Below are 18,074 nucleotides of genomic sequence, written 5' to 3' on the forward strand. Positions count from 1 at the left end.
GATTAAATCAGGCCAAGGGTGAAAACGGTTTGGTTTTTATTGAATGGGTTATATGACGTGACAAAGGTAAATTGTTTTTTTAAATAGATGTTACTCAGATTGGGCTTAATTCTATGTGGTTAGAATTTTTTCTAGTACTTTAAAAATAATTTGAAAATCATCCTCCTCTAACCAAGCTGAATTACTAATGGTAAAACTTTGTGCTGCGAAGCGCGTTGCATTTGGCGTATCGGCATGTATATGCGATAACGCTGGATAGTGGGAAATTGAACGTACAAAAAGTTTGGTTATGCCTAAACCTGAGCACCAAAGTTCATCTAATATTTTTTGACATAATCTTTCGTTTTCTACAAAACAAATCAAAAAGGGAAAAGTTGCCTGAGTATTTATCTGTTCATCAAATATATGTAAGTTTGGCAATAATCTTAATTGTAAGATACGCTTTTTAGCTCGCTGTCTTGCTTGTTGCCAATGTAGTGGAAGGCGTGTACTGGCATGTGCTGCGACTTGACTGCGCCATTTTCCAAGTTGATGAATAGGGATACTGTCTAGATCAAAGTTATCACCTACAGCTGTGATTTCATCATGGTTTTCTAGCGCCTTACGCAAAGGTTTGCCATAGAGCCATGTTAAAGTTTCAGGACGATAAAGCAAACTATACGCCATCAACTCCAAACAACGTTTCAGCTCCCATTGCTTGAGCAGAGGTAATGTTAAGGAGCTCTCATAAAGTTGCTGGTTGATTTCTAGATCCCGACTAAACAATACACCTCCTTCAGCACTGGTTAGTCCTTTGCCAAAAGCCAGACTAAAAAATGCAATATCTCCAATTAGCCCTACGCTTTGATAATGGGTTTTAGCACCCATAGATTGAGCAGCATCTTCAATGATAAAGGTCTGATAATGTCGGGCAATTTCTTGGACTAAGCTAAAATCATAAACCAGACCAGCAAAATGCGTCACCACAATTGCCAAGGTATTTGCATTGGTTAATTGTTGTAGTTGTTGAATCTCAAAATTTAAGCTATTGGTTTCTATGTCACATAGAACGGGCGTTAATCCTATTTTCTCAATCGCCAGTGCCACCAACGGACATGTCCATGCTGGAATAATGACTTGTTTACGTTTTGGCTGTCTTTTTTCTAGCGTTTGCAAGGCAAGAATTAGAGCAACTGTACCTGAGCAAGTTAAACTCGGTTGAGGAATGTTGAGTAAATGGCTTAGATATGTGGATAGATCTGTTTGACGAGCAGAAGGAAACAGATCTCTAAAATTAATCGTGAGGCCATTGGTCGGTGGGATTTCTTTTTTCATATTTAGATGTCGTAAGTCATATTCCCATGTATTGGTTCAAATAGAGTGTGGTTTTACTTCAGTACTTCATTGGTTGAAAGATGTTGTTTTGACTCATCTTTTGCTAAGAAAAGTACACCAATTAAAATCAGTGTTGCGCCTAGTACTTTTGCAAAGGTGAGTGGTTCATTAAACAACCATATAGACAGAAGCGTGACGCTAATCAACTCCAAATGTGATGCAGCAAAGGCAGGTCCAACAGGTGCATGTTTGAGTAAAGTCATCCATGTAAAAAAGGCCCCGATATAGCCAATAATTGCCCCATAAATCCAATAATGACTCAAGATACGGATTAACCAAGCCATATCATAAGTCAGTGGCATTGCATGGATGGACGCAAATTTAAAACTGATTTGGGCCAAGGTGTCAAAAGACATTAATATGATAAAACCGATGATATAAAATAGCTTCATGTGCCTAATCCCACAACAGTGACACCTAAACTAATTAAGATGACACCGATCAGTCGATTACGTGTGAGCTTTTCATTAAAAAATAAACGTCCAGCGATAAGAATGACAACGATATTGATACTGCCTAACATCACACCATCAGACAACGGGACTAAGGAAAGGAAAATAAGCCAAGTGAAAAACTCAATGATATAACTGGTGATACCAATCCAAATCCAGGGGCGTATTGCCATTGCTTTCCAATGTGCAATGCCATCATGTTGAGTATTTTCTGACGCTGCTGCCTTAAAAGCCAGTTGACCGACAGTATCAATGACAATAGTTAGAAACCAGACAGCAGCAATAGCTAAATTCACGCAGGTTCACCATGTTTTAAATTCGCTTCAACAGTGCTTATTTCAGCTGACTTTTCTACAGGGTTGGAAATAACAGCCAATTGTTGATGTTGCTTGATGAAATTTAATGATGCTTCAATGACTTGTTTACGATCGTTATCAATCGTGATCATATGGTAGCTTTCGTAAAGCCAAATTAATTGTTTTTGGCCCGATACTTTGTCATAGATCAACTGACTATTTTTTTTATCCGCAATATCATCATGAAATGCATGTAAACAAAGCGTCGGAGCGGTAACTTTATATAAATTTTTACCCACATTTTTGGATAAGCGTTGCATCTGATAAAGTGAATGCCAAGGATTACCTGGCAATCCAGCTTTACTACTATCATCACTTTTCATGGCTTCTAGAATACGCATACGCAATTGTTGGTTTTTAATGCCGTAAGGCTCAGTTTCATCAAAGGCACTATTTTTAAAAATATTTAAATGCGAAACGATGGGTAAAACGATAGGGGCGAGTATTTTTGACCATCGTGGAATACTCCAACCATCAAATTTAAATGTTGGGCTATAACAAATCACTCCAGCAACTGGATGTTCTGAAGCATATTTAAGTGCCAATAACGAGCCCATAGATAATCCAATGACAAATATTTCATCAGTATGCTTTTTTAATTCTTCAGCAGCTTGGCAAATACTTGTATACCAATCTTCCCATTTGGTTTGGACCAAGTCTTGCATTGTTCCGCAATGTCCTGCGAGCTGTACGGCTAAGACACTATAGCCCATTTGCTGACAGGGCTTTGCCACACTACGCATTTCATTAGGTGTGCCTGTTAAACCATGGATCAGTAGTACACCAGTACGACTTCCATTCATGAAGAATGAGTTATCTTTAATCATGCAAGCACCATAATCGTTGGATCAAGTTCAAAATCACTCATCAGTAACTTTTCTAAAGGTTGATGAATTTCTGTAATATTTTTAAAAGGGGTATATAAAATTTGTTTTTCGCGGCAATGTTCAATCAGGGATTTTTTTGCAAAGACATAATTTGCACTTTCGGCAAGACAAAAATCTGAACGACCATCGCCAATTAAAATAATATTTGCCTGATGATTCATCTCAGCAATTTTGCATTTACAGGTGCCACTTGCACTTTTACAGGCTAAATTGGTATTTGGAAATTCTAATCGCCATTGGTATTCATTTACTTGAACCAAATGATTCGCGATAACTGGAAGATGCCCAAGATTATACTTAGATAAAATATATTGAATCACCAGATCTAAACCATCGCTAACAATGGTCAGCGGTATGTTATGTAAGGCGCTTAATTGCACTAGATTTAAAAAACCAGCATCAATTTCTATTTGATCTAAACATTGATAAAACGCTTGTTGATTCATATGCAATAAAGCGATTTGTTGTTGCATACATTGCTTTGAGCCAATCAATCCTTGTTCCCATTGCTGCTCAATGGCTTGCCATCCATCTAGGGCAAAAGTTTCCAATAAATGATCAGTTGTATCATTTAAACTAATAGTCCCATCAAAATCACATAATATATGCCAAAGGTTTTGTGAGGTCGTATTCTGTTGCGGGCTTATCAGGAACATAATAAGTTTTACCACTGTTATTTTAATAAACTTGTCACATAAATTAATTTTCGATTCTTAATTAAATCTTATGGGAAATTAGTGGCAAAAAGATGACGTTGCTGTATTGTAAAAAAGTGTAATTTATTAAAATTATTTAATTTATTAAAAATGAATAGCTTATTTTTTTATAATCTTAAATTAAATGAATTTAAAATTCATATTTTTAAATGAATTAAGTTTCGGGTCACAAAACAAAACAATGTTAATGGAATTTTACTTTTTTTTAAGATTCGCATAAGAAAGCAAATTCATATTTAGCCCACATCGCAAATATGCTGATTTCAGATTTGAAGTCATTATAAAAATGCGTTGAATGGACCGAAATATGAATAATCATTTAAAACCCATAAAACTTGCGCCGATTATCGGAATACTACTTAGTTCATCCTATGTATATGCAAATGATGATCAGCCTGCAGCTTTAAGTATTGGTGCAAATTACACTGTCGATTTTCAGCCATATAAAGGAAAACGTACCTATCAGAGCTTATTACCTACAGCTTTCTATGATAACGGTCGCGTTTATTTAGAAGGCGATGAAGCCGGTGTTTATCTTTTAAATGATGATCACAATGAACTGCGGTTAAATGCTGCATACGATGGCAGCAGTTATGACCCGAGTGGGGAGCTGACTGGACTACAACGCCGTAAATGGTCAGTCATGGCGGGTGGTAGTTATATGCGAATAACACCATTTGGGGGTTTTAAGGCCCAGATTGGAACAGACGTACTTTCTCGAAGTAAGGGCACGATTGCCACAGTATCTTATCTGGCCGAAATCAGTCGTGGTAAATGGTCTTTTTATCCTGAAATCGGCGTGCAATGGAACAATGCTAAATATAACCAATATTACTATGGCGTAAGTTCATTAGAAGCCCAACGCACAGGTATCAGTTGTTATCAACCCAGCTCAAGCTTTCATCCTTTTTTAGGGATGGCAGCTGATTACCAGATTTCAAAAGATTGGAGTGCTTTTGGCACTTTAAACGTCGATTTTCTTTCAAAGGAACAAACAAATAGTCCAATGATTGACCGACGTACAGATATTTATCCATCCATCGGCATCAAATATAAATTTTGAATGTAACTCATTTCTCCACTCAGATTTTGTTTCAAAACAAAACTGAATCAATTAAAAGCTCGAAAAAGGTAACAACATGAATATCAAAGAAAACCATCTTTTTTCAGAAGGTCAGGCCATGACAAAACGTGAACCATTAGATGAAGCACAACTCTTGGCGGATGAAGCCAAATATTGTTCATATGGCGATACCGTGCATTATGTCAATCCGCCTAATATTTTTACAGATTGTCGAGGTAGCTATGTTTACAATGACCAAGGCACGCCATTTCTTGATCTTCAAATGTGGTATTCAGCAGTTAATTTTGGTTATAAAAACCCACGCCTAGACCAAGCATTAATTAATCAAATTCATACCTTACCTCAAATTGCCAGCCAATATTTACACCCAACTAAAATTGAATTGAGCAAAGTCATTGCCGAAGATATGTTGAAAAAGACCGGCGTAAAGGGACGTATTCACTATAATGTTGGTGGATCACAAGCGATCGAAGATTCCTTGAAATTGGTGCGAAATTTCTGTCATGGTAAAAGCCGTATGTTTGCTTTTGAAGGCGGCTATCATGGTCGAACTTTAGGGGCTTCTTCAATTACCTCAAGCTATCGCTATCGCCGTCGTTATGGTCATTTTGGTGAACGTGCTCAATTTATTCCTTTCCCATATCCTTTTAGACGTCCTAAAGGGATGACAGCTGAAGAGTATGCAGTAAAACTTGTGGCTGAGTTTAAACGCTTATTTGAAAATGAATATCATGGTGTTTGGGATCCTAAAGTTCGCGAAAGTGAATTTGCCGCTTTCTATATTGAAACGATTCAAGGAACAGGTGGTTATGTCATTCCACCTATGAATTTTTATCCAGAGTTAAAAAAAAGTTTTAGATGAGCATGGAATTTTATTGGTTGTTGATGAAATCCAAATGGGCTTTTATCGTACTGGTAAATTGTGGTCATTTGAACATTTCGGTATTACCCCAGATGTATTGGTATTTGGTAAAGCTCTGACCAATGGTTTAAATCCGCTTGCAGGCGTTTGGGCAAAAGAAGAAATCATTAATCCTGAAGTTTTCCCTGTTGGATCAACGCACTCGACTTTTGCATCAAATCCATTGGGTACGGCAGTGGGGCTTGAAGTCATGAAAATGCTGGCCGAGAAAGATTATGAAAAACAAATTATGGAAAGTGGTGCATATTTCCTTGAAGGCTTAAAAGATCTACAGAAACGCCATCCTGAAATTGGTGATGTTGATGGGTTAGGCTTAGCTTTACGTGCAGAAATATGTCAAGTGGATGGCTTTACTCCAAATAAAGCATTATTGGACAAAATGGTAGATATTGGTCTTTCAGGTACTTTGGAGTATCAAGGTGAAAAATGTGGTCTAGTCTTAGATGTGGGCGGCTATTACAAAAATGTGATTACATTTGCACCAAACTTGGAAATCTCACGTGCTGAAATTGATCAAGCAATGGTTTTATTAGAGCAGTTATTACTACGTGCTAAAAAAGAGCTGTGATTCAGTAGGTTGAATTTATGACAATGCAAACTGATCTCAATCAATTGGAACCACATTCACTGGTAGATGCTTTTATTCAGCATCCACCTAAGATGTTTGATGTAAATGATTCAAGCGATTTTTTAACTTTTTTTACAACAGATTTTAATCTACTCACGACTTTAGATCTTCCTGTAAAAAAACGCATTGAATCTACATTAGGTTATTCATATTGGGGTCGGTTTTTGCATTTAAAAACATGTTTTATTGGAACGACCGTAACCGAATATAGCCCGCTTATCAGTAGTTTACTGGTCAGTGATTTGCTGCAACAACTCAAGCAACGTATAGGCCAGCAAAGTTTAACGATTATTAAAGATTTACCGATAAATTCGCCCTTATTAACTGCGCGAGAGAATCTCTATAGTCAGCAATTCATTGAAGTTGCAGAGCGTGCCGGTTTTCTGGCGATAGAAGGGCAAGCTTTGGCTTATGTGCCAATTGATTTTGAAAATCGAGAAGATTATTTAGCAAAATTTTCAAAAAGCCGCCGTAAAAATTTGAAACGCAAGTTGAAAAGCTTAGACGATTTACGGGTTGAGATACTCGATACAGGTGCACAACAATTTGCACAGCACGCATTTCGAGCGCAGTTATATCAGTTATTTTTAAATGTTTACAATCAAAGTGAGGTTCACTTTGACTTACTCACTGCTGAGTTTTTTGATGAAATTTTGCAAGATGCTGAGAATGGTGGCAAAGTCTTTTTGTATTGGAAAGCGCAAATTTTAGTGGGATATAACATTTGTTTTGAGTACCAAGGGAATCTTGTTGATAAATATATTGGTTTAAATTATCCCTTAGCCATTGAATATAATCTTTATTTTATCAGTTGGTTCATCAATCTGGATTATGCCAAACAACATCATTTAAAATTTTACATAGCTGGCTGGACAGACCCTGAAGTAAAGGCTCAGTTGGGTGCTAAGTTTACGTTTACACGGCATTTAGTATGGATTAAACAACCTATATTAAGATTTGTACTCAGACGACTACGCCATTTGTTTGAAGCAGATGCACATTGGCATGAAAGTATGCAGGAGTCAAAATCATGAATAACATTAGGCAACATGTTGTTCTCAATTTTGATGGTTCAGTCGAGATTTCGAATGCTGCGCAAAACATCGATCTTGCCAGTTGGCAAGAACAAATCCGTTTTGGATGTCATTGGAAAAAATTTCAGCAACTTGAAGATTATCTAGCTGAGCAATTACCTCCATCAGATCAATTGGGTTGTGTATTTATGGGAAGTGGTGATTATCATCATATAACCCAACTGCTTTTAAAACGGATAACAAACAATGAACCTGTTCATTTAATTGTTTGTGACAATCACCCTGACAATATGCGTTATCCGTTTGGAATACACTGCGGTTCATGGGTGTATTGGGCCAGTCGATTGCCGCAGGTCGCCCGGATCGATGTGATCGGCATCAGCTCAAGTGATATTAGCTTAAAACATGCATGGGAAAACCATTGGTCTCCTTTATATAAGGGTAAATTGCATTATTGGAGTATTCAACAAAAGGCGAATTGGACCCAATGGATTGGCGCACAACATGCATGGCATGGTTATGATGAGCCAGACCAATTAATGTCAGATTTTTTTAATGAAATACAAAAAATTGATCTACCTATATATTTATCTATAGATAAGGATGTGTTGTCTAAAGATGTGGTGATGACCAATTGGGATCAAGGGCATTTTTTAGAAAAACATTTGCAGGATCTAATTCAAACTTGTTCAGCGCGTCTAATCGGAGCCGATATTACTGGGGATGTCTCAGCTTTTCATTATCAAAGTCGATTGAAAAGGTTTTTAAGTGAATCCGATGGGCAACAAGAGCCGACCCAAATTGAAATTGCTCAATGGCAAATACATCAGCAAGCATTAAATCAAAGATTGCTTAACAGTATTCATCACGCCTGGAAAATAGATGAATAAAACAGATCGTATTCGGTCCCATGTTATAACAGCAATTATTTTTGATTTACGATCTTGATCATGTATACCGCAGCAAGAGTTTTTTCTGATGTTTTAGCTTATTATCGTAAAAAAGTAGGATTAAGGATCATTGTAAAACAACAAAATAGCCTAAGCAAAATTAAATAAATGCAATTGGATTTTCTCTTTTATAATGACATAAAAAGTACTTTATCTAATTTAAAATGGATTTTATGTCATGTTTGGATCATTTTCTTGCCAAGATGAATGGTTAAATACCGATTCATTCTGATCAATGTTTTCATTATCCATAGTATATAAATGGCTGGCATTGTTGAACTTTAGTTTTTGAGGGTATCTAAATAGAAATAGGGTTCTAATTGACGAATTTCTGTGGGTTTAAGACCTGCATCTAACAGGTATTTTTCTCTATTTTCGAGAACATCACGGACATCCTTAATACAATCTCTAGCTTGATCTAGGTTGAGTCCAAAGGCATTGCTACGACTGATAAGGTTGTCATAGCTTCCAAACCGTCCATCATTGCCTAAAACCAGAGCATGTTCATTTGGAAATGAGCTTGGCATACCATGAGGTAAAACATCAAAAAGCGGGCTTAAAGCATAATGTTGTTTTTTCATGTCATACATCAAAAAACCATGATTTTTTAAATGATCGTCAGTATTGCTAATCATGACATTCAGCACCATCCGCTTATAGAGTTCTTTTTGATTACTGATAGCATCAAAACAAATCTGACTACAGACTTTGGCAATACTCATATAGGACATTTTAGGATCTCCTATACGAATTTTCTGAATATTGAGCAAACTATTGGCACTTATATAGTGCTTTTTACGTTCAGGGCAGTTTCGATCAAAGCGTTCAACTAAGAGAATAGGGCGACCGGCACATTCTGTTAGTTCGGCATTACATGTATTGAGCCCCATATCTCGTGCCATATTTAGCGAAGCATATTCGACTTTACAGGTATCAAACAAATCATCACTTTTATTAAATTTGGCAATCCATTCTTTATTTTTATACATCACAAGGGTTTTGGGTCTGGCTCCGCCCATTGAAGCCCCGTTATATAACAGCTTATTTAATTCGAGTTGTTCAAGTTTCATCTCAAACGGATCTCGTTTTTTTTCGATGAGTTCAGTAATTTGTATGAAAGTTTCTAATTCTGCATATTGAATGATATTTGAATTGTTTTTTATATGCGATTTAGACAAGCTTCCAACAATACAGCCGACTGAATTTCCTTGTGAAGCGAGTAACCATTCCAATTGATTTAATGGTGTTCTACGGTGTAAGGCATTGGTTAAGCGTTTCCCCCAATTGTCTGGTGTTGCATCTGCAAGTACACCAAAACCATCTTTAGAAATAGTTTCATATGGTTTGTTATAAGACTGAAAGCTTAGATTAAGTGGATCTAAAGGGAAGGCATCTGCACGTTGTAAGTATGATTGACCATAAAGAAAGCGATAAATTGGCTTTTCATAAGAATAGTGTGCAGCAATTGTTGGCTGGGAGCCTGTATCTATGAAAACATAACATCCTTTAACTTCATCCATGTTTATTTACCTATCAGAAATCATCACTAATCACAGACTGTTTTTTTAATCTTGCACGTACTGAACTATTACGATTTTCGAGTGCTAAGCCAACTTCATCCAACTCAGGATTCGCGAGTGAGCCTAGGGTATGTTCAAGGCCAAAGATCACTAAAACTGAAATCACATTTTTTAGGCTGGTACTTGGATCACCTTTTTCCATACGTGAGATCGTTCGGTTATCTACATGAATGCGATTGGCCAAATCATGAATGGTCATATTACGTCGAAGTCGGGCTTTTTTGATATTCGTCCCAATTTGAGTCAACATGTCTTCCACACCATCAAGCATAAAATTATGCGCCGAAGTTCTCATCGCAACATCATCCAAAACATGACATAAAATGTATATTATCATGGTTAACGTGGATTTTATGTCTTATTTTTATAATTTGAGTTCAATGTATGAAATGTCGAATGGAATAGATAAGTGGCTTAATTTCACCAACTTGATTGAAAAAAATCTCGTAAGAATAGAGATGATAGTACATAAGCGGTTAAACGCATGTTAAATCAATTGTTTATAAAATAGCCTAAGCAAAAATTTTAGAAATTTCTTCTCTTAAATAAATATGCCTAGAATTTTCATTTAGCGCACCGTGCCAATAAATTCCCATATTTAATACAGGTAGATCAATAGGATGCTCAAAAATATTGATACTTTGATCAACTTGTAAATGTGCCAGTATCTGCTTTGGAATGGTTAACATCGCATCAGGATATTGTGCTAAAACTTGCAGAGCAGTTGAATAATGCTGACAACGCATAAAAATCTGACGGCGGAATTGCGCTTGATTTAAATATATGTCCTCTAAAAGCAAACCAGTACGGCGTGAAGAAACACCGATATGAGGTGATGCAAAATACAGTTCAGAATTGATATTTGTATGCTGAGAACAAATCACAAAATGATCTTGAACCAAATTTTGATAATTAATTTTATCACCATAATTTTGTTCTAGATCAATGACAAAATCGACTTGTTGAGCAGCCAAATCAGCAATTACATTTTTGCGGTCAAGCTTGGTACTTAGAAACTGAATGGTTAAATTCATTTTTTGAAAATGATGAATCAATTTAGGAAAAATAATCGGTTCAATTTCATCATGTATTGCAATGCGTAAGGTTTGTACTGAACTGGGATCAAACTGTTGTTTTTGTTTGGAGATATTTTGAAAAGCAAATAAAGCATTTTGTACAGATGGATAAATCTGTTCAGCAAAAGGTGTAGGCAGCATTTTACTCCCAGCGCGAACAAATAAATCATCTTGCAAATGCTGCCTAAGTCTTTGTAAAGCATGACTTGCAGCAGACTGAGTAATACATAAAATCTTTGCCGCTTTTGAAATATTTCTTTGTTCATAAATGGTGATAAAAAGCGGGTATAAATTAATATCAATATGATTGAAAATCGACATATCAAGATTGGTTTTATTATGAATCATATTCATAGTGAGGTATTGAATTAAATCATTTGGTTCATAATAGGTTTTCAGCTAAGGTAAAGTAAAGAGTCACGATTCAAATATTTATCCATATATTTACAGGAAGATAAGCATGTTTGAACTTTCAGCACGTGCGCAAGAATTTGTAGAACGTACCAAAGCCTTTATTAAAAATGAAATTGAACCTGTAGAAGCTGATTTTTGGAATGAAGTCCATGATCTGAATCAAGGCGGTGATTGGACAAAATGGCAATGGCCAGCACAACTTGAAGTCCTGAAAAATAAAGCAAAAGCTGCTGGACTTTGGAACATGTTTCTACCAGACCCAGTATTGGGTGCAGGTTTATCTGTACAGGAATATGCCCATATTGCAGAACTCTCAGGCCGTAGTTTAATCGCACCCACAGTATTTAATTGTAATGCTCCAGATAGTGGCAATATGGAAGTGCTATGGCGTTATGGTTCAGATCAACAAAAACAACAATGGCTTAAGCCGTTATTAGAAGGAAAAATCCGTTCAGTATTCTGTATGACTGAACCAGCAGTTGCTTCATCGGACGCAACCAACATGCAGGCAACTGCAGTGGTAGATGGTGATGAAATTGTATTGAATGGTCGTAAATGGTGGTCTTCAGGTTTGGGAGATCCAAATGCGAAAATTATTATCTTTATGGCGCATACGCCTGATGAAAGCAAAGATCGTCATCATCAGCATTCCATGGTTTTAGTGCCTGTGGAGACTCAAGGCGTAACCATTGAACGTATGTTACCTGTCTTTGGTGATTATGATGCGCCACATGGTCACGGCGAAATTAGTTTTAATCAAGTTCGTGTACCTGTGAGTAATTTTATTGGTGGTGCTGGACAAGGGTTTGAAATTGCACAAGGGCGTCTAGGTCCGGGTCGTATTCATCATTGTATGCGATGCATTGGTGCTGCTGAAAAAGCATTAGAATTAATGATTGATCGAGGAATGAATCGAACTGCTTTTGGTAAAGAAGTGCTTAAATTAGGTGGAAATTTAGAACGTGTGGCAGATGCTCGTGTTGCGATTGATCAAGCACGACTGTTAACCCTGTATGCGGCGTATAAAATGGATACTCAAGGGACTATGGCTGCGCTTACCGAGATTTCAGCCATTAAAGTTGTTGCACCTTCAGTTCTTGAAAAGGTAGTTGATATGGCCATTCAAATTCATGGTGGCATGGGCGTATCACGAGATACACCTTTAACAGGATTCTTTGCTCAAGCCCGCAGTTTACGTTTAGCGGATGGCCCAGATGAAGTGCATAAAGGGATGATTGCAAAATTAGAATTAAAAAAACGAGGTTATGGCTCGCGTAAAAAATAACAATTTGCTGATAAAAAATAACTGCTTTATGTTAGAGGTGTTATATATAAAGTAGTGAGCAAGCGAAGTTTTTAGTTAAAAGTATCATTCTTTATAGATGTATGGTTTAAAACATAAGATTCAGGGAAATAATATGTCAGTCATTGATATTGGTGGAAATATACGTGAAGGCGAGGAGTTGGACATTCGTGCTGTCGGAAATTGGCTCATTGAAAATGGATCTGAAATTTCAGGCAAAGTAGAAGTGACTCAATATTCTGGCGGAGCTTCAAACTGGACCTATCGTTTAAAATATGACAATGCTGATTTAATTTTACGTCGCCCACCCAAAGGGACAAAGGCGAAATCTGCACATGATATGGCGCGTGAATATCATGTACAAAAATGGCTTGCACCATACTACCCAGTTCTTCCTGAAATGGTCGCGCTGTGTCAGGATGAATCCGTAATCGGTTGTGACTTCTATGTGATGAAACGCATTGAAGGGATTATTCCACGTGCCAAACTGCCCCCTGAACTGAATTTTACTCAACAGCAAGTGCATGAATTGTGTATTAATGTCTTGGACAAGCTGATTGAATTACATCAAGTTCCATATCAAGGCACCGAACTCGAAAAACTTGGAAAAGGTGATGGGTATTGTCGTCGTCAGGTTGAAGGTTGGGATGCACGTTATGAAAAGGCGCACACCATCAATGTGCCGAGTTTTAAATTTGTACGTAAATGGCTTAATGAAAATATTCCTGCTGACTCAAACACGTGTTTGATTCACAATGATTGGCGTTTTGATAATGTCATTCTTGACCCTAAAAACCCAACCCAAGTGATTGGTGTATTGGATTGGGAAATGGCAACCATTGGTGATCCTCTCATGGATTTAGGTTCTGCTTTGGCCTATTGGGTGGAGCATACAGACAACCAAATTTTTAAATCAACCCGTCGCCAGCCTACACATTTAAAAGGCATGCTTACCCGTAAAGAAGTGGTTGAATATTATTTAGAAAAAACCGGATTAAAACCCGATAATTGGGCATTCTACGAAGTATTTGGTATTTTCCGTTTAGCTGTAATCGCACAGCAAATTTATTATCGTTACTATCATAAACAAACAGATAATCCTGCTTTTAAAGATTTTTGGATTGTGATTCATGCCTTACATATTCGTGCATTAAAACTTATCGGTTTACAAAAAATTGAAGCCAATGAAGTTGCACAGAAATATCTTGAAAAATTTAAGGAAATTTTAGGAAAATGACCACAATCTACCTCGTTCGTCATGGACAAGCGTCATTTGGTGCAGAGAGTTATGACAAACTTTCACCCAATGGCGAGTTACAAGCCAAACTATTGGGGCAATATCTCGATAAAATTTTGAAAGAAGAGCCTTATGTGGTTGCAGGTTCAATGTTACGCCATCAGCAAACAGCAAGTTTTGCTTTGGCTGAAAGTTTTTCCGATGCTCAAATTGTGACTGACCATCATTGGAATGAATTTAACCACCAACAAGTTTTTGCTCAATATGATCCGCGTTTTAATCAACCGCATCTACTTCAACAAGATGTTGCCAAAGAAAAAAGTCCACGTGCCTATTTGGCAAAAATTTTTGAAGGGGCAATTGACCGTTGGACTGGTGGTGAATATCACCATGAGTATGACGAATCTTGGCCAGATTTTAAAAACCGTGTAGAAACGGCTTTACAGAATTTATGTGATGAGTTAGTGAAAACCAAACCTCGCTATGCAATCGTATTTACTTCTGGCGGAGTTATTTCAGTTGTTGCAGGAAAACTCTTGGAGTTAAGTGCCAATAAAACCTTTGCATTGAATTGGGCAATTGCCAATACCAGTTTAACCACATTAAGACTGGTGGGAAATGAACCGCAATTACTAAGTCTGAATGAACATCATTTTATTAAGGCTGAAGATCCGCAATTATTGACGTGGATTTAAAGTCGCACTTTTAGAAATATAAAAACAGTTTAAGGAATTTGTCATGGCAAAAACCATTTTAATCACAGGCGCAAGTTCTGGAATCGGTGCAGGAATGGCACGAGAATTTGCGCAAAAAGGTTATAACTTAGCCGTCTGTGCGCGTCGTTTAGAGCGTTTAGAAAGCTTAAAACAAGAGTTGGAGTCTAAATATGGTATCAAAGTGATTGCCAAAACTTTAGATGTGACCAACTATGAGCAAGTTTTTCAAGTCTTTCGAGCTTTTAAGCAGGACTTTGGTAAGCTCGATCGTATCATTGTCAATGCAGGTGTTGGTGATGGTCGTCGAATTGGCAATGGTAAATTTGAAATTAACCGTGCAACTGTAGAAACCAATTTCATTTCTGCATTGGCACAGTGTGAAGCCGCTGTTGAAATATTCCGTGAGCAAAAGTTTGGTCATCTGGTTGTGATTTCTTCTATGAGTGCACTTCGTGGTATGCCTAAACACTTGACCGCATATGGAGCAAGTAAAGCTGGTGTAGCTGCTTTAGCGGAAGGGATACGTGCTGAGTTAATTGACACGAAAATTAAAGTTTCTACGATTTTCCCTGGTTATATTCGTACTGAAATTAATGAAGGGGCAAAAAAACTACCGTTTGAGGTCGATGTTGAAACAGGTTCTCATTTATTGGTTAAAGCAATTGAAAAACAACCTGTTAAAGCTTATGTACCACAATGGCCTTGGTTGCCGATAGGACTAGCCATGAAAATATTGCCATTAAAAATTGTGAATAAACTCGGTTGAGCTTTATTTAGCTTTAAAAGACCCATCAAGGGTCTTTTTTATTGCATTGCATAGATAAAGCTTTAAAATCTAACTGGATAAAAAATAATGAGAATTTTAATATGTTTATCGTATTGGGTTTTTTCCTGACCAGCTTTTTAGTTTTTCTTGCGCGTATCTTGTATCTCTTCTCTTTTGAAAAGCACTGTGAAATTCAACAATGCCTGATGCAAATCGATGATATTCAAAAGTTAATGTATCTTGGTATCATTTTAATCGGGACCTATAATGCCTATTTGATGAGCAAAAACAGGAAGTATGCGGTTTTAGTTTTTGAGTTTATTGGTACATTTATATTTGCTTTTGCCTTAAATTTTGTTGATTTAGCCCAATAGCAACTTGGCTATACAATTAAGTCAAATCGACATTGAACTTTATGATTTTAATATTGCGACAAACTATATCTGACTCTGACTGATTTTGAGATAGCTTTGTTGGATTGGTACTCAAATATGCTTTTAAAAATTTCTACTATTGTTCTTGTTCCAGCGTTAATTCTTCAAGGTTATCGCGTCAAGAAAAATACACCTCGATTAGCTGAACCTCAAGGATTGCGAAAAGGTGTTATAGGACAAGGAAAAGCACTATCTATTTTAATTTTGGGTGACTCTGCTGCCGCAGGTGTGGGGGTTGAAGATCAACGTGAAGCCTTATTGGGGTGTTTACTCGATGAATTAACCTCTAATTTTGAAGTCACTTATCAATTAGAAGCGAAAACAGGAGATAGCACCTTAGAAATTTTGCAAAGAACCAAGCAATTAGACAATCAACAGTTTGATGTTGTGATTACATCGGTGGGAGTAAACGATGTCACAAAACTCATTTCACCACAAAAATGGATTCAGCAACAAAGGGGGCTTTATACAGAAATTGAAGCTAAGTTTTTGCCAAAGATGATTTTAGTCACGGGTGTTCCCCCAATGAATCTGTTTCCAGCATTACCAAATCCATTGGGATGGCTGTTTGGACAGTATTCGAGTGCAATGAATCAGAAGTTAGCCCAATTCATCGAAAATAAAATCAATTATCAATTGATTCGTTTTGATTTAGCCCATTTTAAAACTTTAAATTTACAAATGGCACGTGATGGTTTTCACCCGAGTCAGGAAATTTATCAAATTTGGGCAAAACAAATTTCACAGTGTATTTTTAGCAAATTCATGTGATAAAATTAAGCAAATTCAAAAAGAACATAAAATATGAATTATTACGCGAAAACTCTCTATTAGGTTTTAACTACCTAATGAGAGAAATATGGATAAACTGAAACACCTTAAACAACAATATGTAAGCGTTGTTAAAAAAGGTTTAACTGGCGATTATGATGATGAAATTTTTCCACATCGCCAAGATACTTATTATCGCCACTACAGCGTTAAGCAAGAAAAAAGTAGTTTTTTCTTACACGAGATTGAGTATAGATCTTATTTTCTTAAACTAAGATGCAGACGTGGTCGACCATTGATGGATTCATGGGTTACAGAGCCAACACCTTTTTTTTGCTATGGTGGAAAAAACTGGAAACACCATTCAAAAAGAAAACATCAATACTACCGTGAAAAGAACTAAAAATAGGGAGCTTTTAAGCTCCCTATTTTTATTAGATACCAAACACTTAAACTATTTATATAAAACAAACATTTAATCTAAATTTTTTTTAAAAATTGTAAGCGCTAAAACTTGATAAATGACCATCACTATTTTGTATCTTTACACTGAATATTTTCTTTTTCTTTGTAATAGTTTAAAGCAATATCTAAGTCTGAAAGTAATTTAGCTTCAGTATAGTTCTCTGGATTTAATTTAAGTAAATTTGGCATGTAATTCGATTTGTATTCTTTAGGATAATCTTGACATACGATTCTGGTCTTATCATCCAATGTTGTATTTGGATCATCAAGTTGATCAAGATATTTACTAATCATTTCATCTGATTGTTCAAATTGTGCAGTGAGGGTTGGTCGATCTGTTTGCGCAGTTGCATGCTGCTCAGGCTCTTTATTGCAAGCAGACAGGCCAATGATCAAGAATAATGCTGTAAAAAGTTTAATGTTCATAACGAATTGATTTTTAATGTTAAGAAAAAGTTTTCGGTTGTATAAAGTCAGTTAATATTTAGATAAATCTTAAAGAACCTTAACTATCAAATATATTACCGAGATATGCAATGATTTTTATTACCATATCTTGAAATTGTTACAAATTCAAGATATTTGATGATTTTATTTGAACTTTCCGATTAAAAACAGCACATCGCCAAGTTTTGTATTTTTTATATGGGGCAAATTGAAGCAACGACTTTTATTAGAACTAAGAATATTGATTAAAGCTTTGTTCTATATGAAATTTCTAGCAATTTTTTAAAGCCAGTAATCACAGCAGCAATAAAGAATTGACCCTTCATAAAGAGATTTGATGCAAAATAGTTTTGTCGGAATGTTGCTAAAATTTATTTAAAAATAATAGCTTAGTGGTCAAGTTGAAAAAATCAGCTAATGTGTTGTGTTAAATAAATTTTTTGTAAGGTTTATTTCTGATCT

19 protein-coding genes and 1 pseudogene are annotated in these 18,074 nt (G+C 36.3%); 11 read left to right on the forward strand and 9 right to left on the reverse strand.

The genetic code is table 11. From position 1 onward, the window contains the following. Window positions 1–111: 111 nt before the first annotated feature. The 5 genes from AS4_RS10380 to AS4_RS10400 are packed head-to-tail and all read right to left on the reverse strand — an operon-like array spanning window position 112 to window position 3,725. Window positions 112–1,314: a DegT/DnrJ/EryC1/StrS family aminotransferase gene (locus AS4_RS10380; protein ID WP_096734074.1), complete on the reverse strand. Its 1,203-nt coding sequence runs from the start codon at window positions 1,312–1,314 to the stop codon at window positions 112–114. Window positions 1,315–1,367: 53 nt separating this feature from the next. After that, window positions 1,368–1,766 (reverse strand): DMT family transporter, encoded by a 399-nt coding sequence (locus tag AS4_RS10385; protein WP_004821438.1) that lies wholly within the window; start codon window positions 1,764–1,766, stop codon window positions 1,368–1,370. After that, window positions 1,763–2,122: an EamA family transporter gene (locus tag AS4_RS10390; protein ID WP_004821440.1), complete on the reverse strand. Its 360-nt coding sequence runs from the start codon at window positions 2,120–2,122 to the stop codon at window positions 1,763–1,765. The genes AS4_RS10385 and AS4_RS10390 overlap by 4 nt, the downstream gene beginning before the upstream one ends. Further along, entirely contained in the window at window positions 2,119–3,009 is an 891-nt protein-coding gene (locus AS4_RS10395; RefSeq protein ID WP_096734075.1) for an alpha/beta hydrolase, read from the reverse strand. The genes AS4_RS10390 and AS4_RS10395 overlap by 4 nt, the downstream gene beginning before the upstream one ends. Further along, on the reverse strand, window positions 3,006–3,725 hold the full coding sequence (locus AS4_RS10400) for an MtnX-like HAD-IB family phosphatase (RefSeq protein ID WP_096734076.1): 720 nt from the start codon (window positions 3,723–3,725) through the stop codon (window positions 3,006–3,008). The genes AS4_RS10395 and AS4_RS10400 overlap by 4 nt, the downstream gene beginning before the upstream one ends. Before the next feature lie 367 nt (window positions 3,726–4,092). Here AS4_RS10400 and AS4_RS10405 point away from each other — a divergent pair, with 367 nt between their 5' ends. From AS4_RS10405 to AS4_RS10420, 4 genes and pseudogenes are all read left to right on the forward strand, one after another. Further along, window positions 4,093–4,848, forward strand: a complete 756-nt coding sequence (locus tag AS4_RS10405; RefSeq protein ID WP_096734077.1) for a MipA/OmpV family protein — start codon at window positions 4,093–4,095, stop codon at window positions 4,846–4,848. 76 nt (window positions 4,849–4,924) lie between these two features. Then, a pseudogene (locus tag AS4_RS10410) lies at window positions 4,925–6,359 on the forward strand (aspartate aminotransferase family protein). Window positions 6,360–6,382: 23 nt separating this feature from the next. Then, window positions 6,383–7,453 (forward strand): GNAT family N-acetyltransferase, encoded by a 1,071-nt coding sequence (locus AS4_RS10415; RefSeq protein WP_171478437.1) that lies wholly within the window; start codon window positions 6,383–6,385, stop codon window positions 7,451–7,453. After that, window positions 7,450–8,343: a hypothetical protein gene (locus tag AS4_RS10420; protein ID WP_096734079.1), complete on the forward strand. Its 894-nt coding sequence runs from the start codon at window positions 7,450–7,452 to the stop codon at window positions 8,341–8,343. The genes AS4_RS10415 and AS4_RS10420 overlap by 4 nt, the downstream gene beginning before the upstream one ends. 341 nt (window positions 8,344–8,684) lie before the next feature. Here AS4_RS10420 and AS4_RS10425 read toward each other — a convergent pair whose 3' ends face one another. The 3 genes from AS4_RS10425 to AS4_RS10435 form a co-directional block, all read right to left on the reverse strand. Then, window positions 8,685–9,923, reverse strand: a complete 1,239-nt coding sequence (locus tag AS4_RS10425) for a type II toxin-antitoxin system HipA family toxin (RefSeq protein WP_096734080.1) — start codon at window positions 9,921–9,923, stop codon at window positions 8,685–8,687. 13 nt (window positions 9,924–9,936) lie between these two features. Further along, window positions 9,937–10,278, reverse strand: coding sequence for a helix-turn-helix transcriptional regulator (locus tag AS4_RS10430; protein WP_051065603.1), 342 nt, complete (start codon window positions 10,276–10,278; stop codon window positions 9,937–9,939). Window positions 10,279–10,495: 217 nt separating this feature from the next. After that, window positions 10,496–11,413 carry a LysR family transcriptional regulator gene (locus AS4_RS10435; RefSeq protein WP_096734081.1) on the reverse strand — a complete coding sequence of 306 codons (918 nt, stop codon included), beginning with the start codon at window positions 11,411–11,413 and terminating at the stop codon, window positions 10,496–10,498. A gap of 106 nt (window positions 11,414–11,519) precedes the next feature. Here AS4_RS10435 and AS4_RS10440 point away from each other — a divergent pair, with 106 nt between their 5' ends. From AS4_RS10440 to AS4_RS10470, 7 genes are all read left to right on the forward strand, one after another. Then, entirely contained in the window at window positions 11,520–12,758 is a 1,239-nt protein-coding gene (locus AS4_RS10440) for an acyl-CoA dehydrogenase family protein (RefSeq protein ID WP_096734082.1), read from the forward strand. A gap of 133 nt (window positions 12,759–12,891) precedes the next feature. Beyond that, on the forward strand, window positions 12,892–14,013 hold the full coding sequence (locus AS4_RS10445) for a phosphotransferase family protein (protein ID WP_096735509.1): 1,122 nt from the start codon (window positions 12,892–12,894) through the stop codon (window positions 14,011–14,013). Next, window positions 14,010–14,708, forward strand: a complete 699-nt coding sequence (locus tag AS4_RS10450; protein WP_004720559.1) for a histidine phosphatase family protein — start codon at window positions 14,010–14,012, stop codon at window positions 14,706–14,708. The genes AS4_RS10445 and AS4_RS10450 overlap by 4 nt, the downstream gene beginning before the upstream one ends. Window positions 14,709–14,751: 43 nt before the next feature. Next, window positions 14,752–15,495 (forward strand): SDR family oxidoreductase, encoded by a 744-nt coding sequence (locus AS4_RS10455; protein WP_004720558.1) that lies wholly within the window; start codon window positions 14,752–14,754, stop codon window positions 15,493–15,495. 101 nt (window positions 15,496–15,596) lie between these two features. After that, window positions 15,597–15,869 carry a hypothetical protein gene (locus AS4_RS10460; protein WP_096734083.1) on the forward strand — a complete coding sequence of 91 codons (273 nt, stop codon included), beginning with the start codon at window positions 15,597–15,599 and terminating at the stop codon, window positions 15,867–15,869. Window positions 15,870–15,986: 117 nt separating this feature from the next. Beyond that, window positions 15,987–16,700: an SGNH/GDSL hydrolase family protein gene (locus AS4_RS10465; protein WP_096734084.1), complete on the forward strand. Its 714-nt coding sequence runs from the start codon at window positions 15,987–15,989 to the stop codon at window positions 16,698–16,700. An 88-nt stretch (window positions 16,701–16,788) separates the two neighbouring features. After that, complete coding sequence (locus AS4_RS10470; RefSeq protein ID WP_096734085.1) at window positions 16,789–17,103, forward strand: hypothetical protein; 315 nt, start codon at window positions 16,789–16,791, stop codon at window positions 17,101–17,103. Window positions 17,104–17,231: 128 nt separating this feature from the next. Here the strand turns inward: AS4_RS10470 and AS4_RS10475 are convergent, their stop codons facing one another. Then, window positions 17,232–17,591 carry a hypothetical protein gene (locus AS4_RS10475; RefSeq protein ID WP_096734086.1) on the reverse strand — a complete coding sequence of 120 codons (360 nt, stop codon included), beginning with the start codon at window positions 17,589–17,591 and terminating at the stop codon, window positions 17,232–17,234. Between the last annotated feature and the right edge of the window lie 483 nt (window positions 17,592–18,074).

Source organism: Acinetobacter guillouiae, from assembly GCF_002370525.2.
GTDB lineage: Bacteria > Pseudomonadota > Gammaproteobacteria > Pseudomonadales > Moraxellaceae > Acinetobacter > Acinetobacter guillouiae.

Coding starts and splice junctions, on each gene's coding strand:
- AS4_RS10380 (WP_096734074.1), bottom strand. CDS start 1,314: ATGAAAAAAGAAATCCCACCGACCAATGGCCTCACGATTAATTTTAGA.
- AS4_RS10385 (WP_004821438.1), bottom strand. CDS start 1,766: ATGAAGCTATTTTATATCATCGGTTTTATCATATTAATGTCTTTTGAC.
- AS4_RS10395 (WP_096734075.1), bottom strand. CDS start 3,009: ATGATTAAAGATAACTCATTCTTCATGAATGGAAGTCGTACTGGTGTA.
- AS4_RS10400 (WP_096734076.1), bottom strand. CDS start 3,725: ATGTTCCTGATAAGCCCGCAACAGAATACGACCTCACAAAACCTTTGG.
- AS4_RS10405 (WP_096734077.1), top strand. CDS start 4,093: ATGAATAATCATTTAAAACCCATAAAACTTGCGCCGATTATCGGAATA.
- AS4_RS10415 (WP_171478437.1), top strand. CDS start 6,383: ATGCAAACTGATCTCAATCAATTGGAACCACATTCACTGGTAGATGCT.
- AS4_RS10420 (WP_096734079.1), top strand. CDS start 7,450: ATGAATAACATTAGGCAACATGTTGTTCTCAATTTTGATGGTTCAGTC.
- AS4_RS10425 (WP_096734080.1), bottom strand. CDS start 9,923: ATGGATGAAGTTAAAGGATGTTATGTTTTCATAGATACAGGCTCCCAG.
- AS4_RS10430 (WP_051065603.1), bottom strand. CDS start 10,278: ATGAGAACTTCGGCGCATAATTTTATGCTTGATGGTGTGGAAGACATG.
- AS4_RS10435 (WP_096734081.1), bottom strand. CDS start 11,413: ATGAATATGATTCATAATAAAACCAATCTTGATATGTCGATTTTCAAT.
- AS4_RS10440 (WP_096734082.1), top strand. CDS start 11,520: ATGTTTGAACTTTCAGCACGTGCGCAAGAATTTGTAGAACGTACCAAA.
- AS4_RS10445 (WP_096735509.1), top strand. CDS start 12,892: ATGTCAGTCATTGATATTGGTGGAAATATACGTGAAGGCGAGGAGTTG.
- AS4_RS10450 (WP_004720559.1), top strand. CDS start 14,010: ATGACCACAATCTACCTCGTTCGTCATGGACAAGCGTCATTTGGTGCA.
- AS4_RS10455 (WP_004720558.1), top strand. CDS start 14,752: ATGGCAAAAACCATTTTAATCACAGGCGCAAGTTCTGGAATCGGTGCA.
- AS4_RS10460 (WP_096734083.1), top strand. CDS start 15,597: ATGTTTATCGTATTGGGTTTTTTCCTGACCAGCTTTTTAGTTTTTCTT.
- AS4_RS10465 (WP_096734084.1), top strand. CDS start 15,987: ATGCTTTTAAAAATTTCTACTATTGTTCTTGTTCCAGCGTTAATTCTT.
- AS4_RS10470 (WP_096734085.1), top strand. CDS start 16,789: ATGGATAAACTGAAACACCTTAAACAACAATATGTAAGCGTTGTTAAA.
- AS4_RS10475 (WP_096734086.1), bottom strand. CDS start 17,591: ATGAACATTAAACTTTTTACAGCATTATTCTTGATCATTGGCCTGTCT.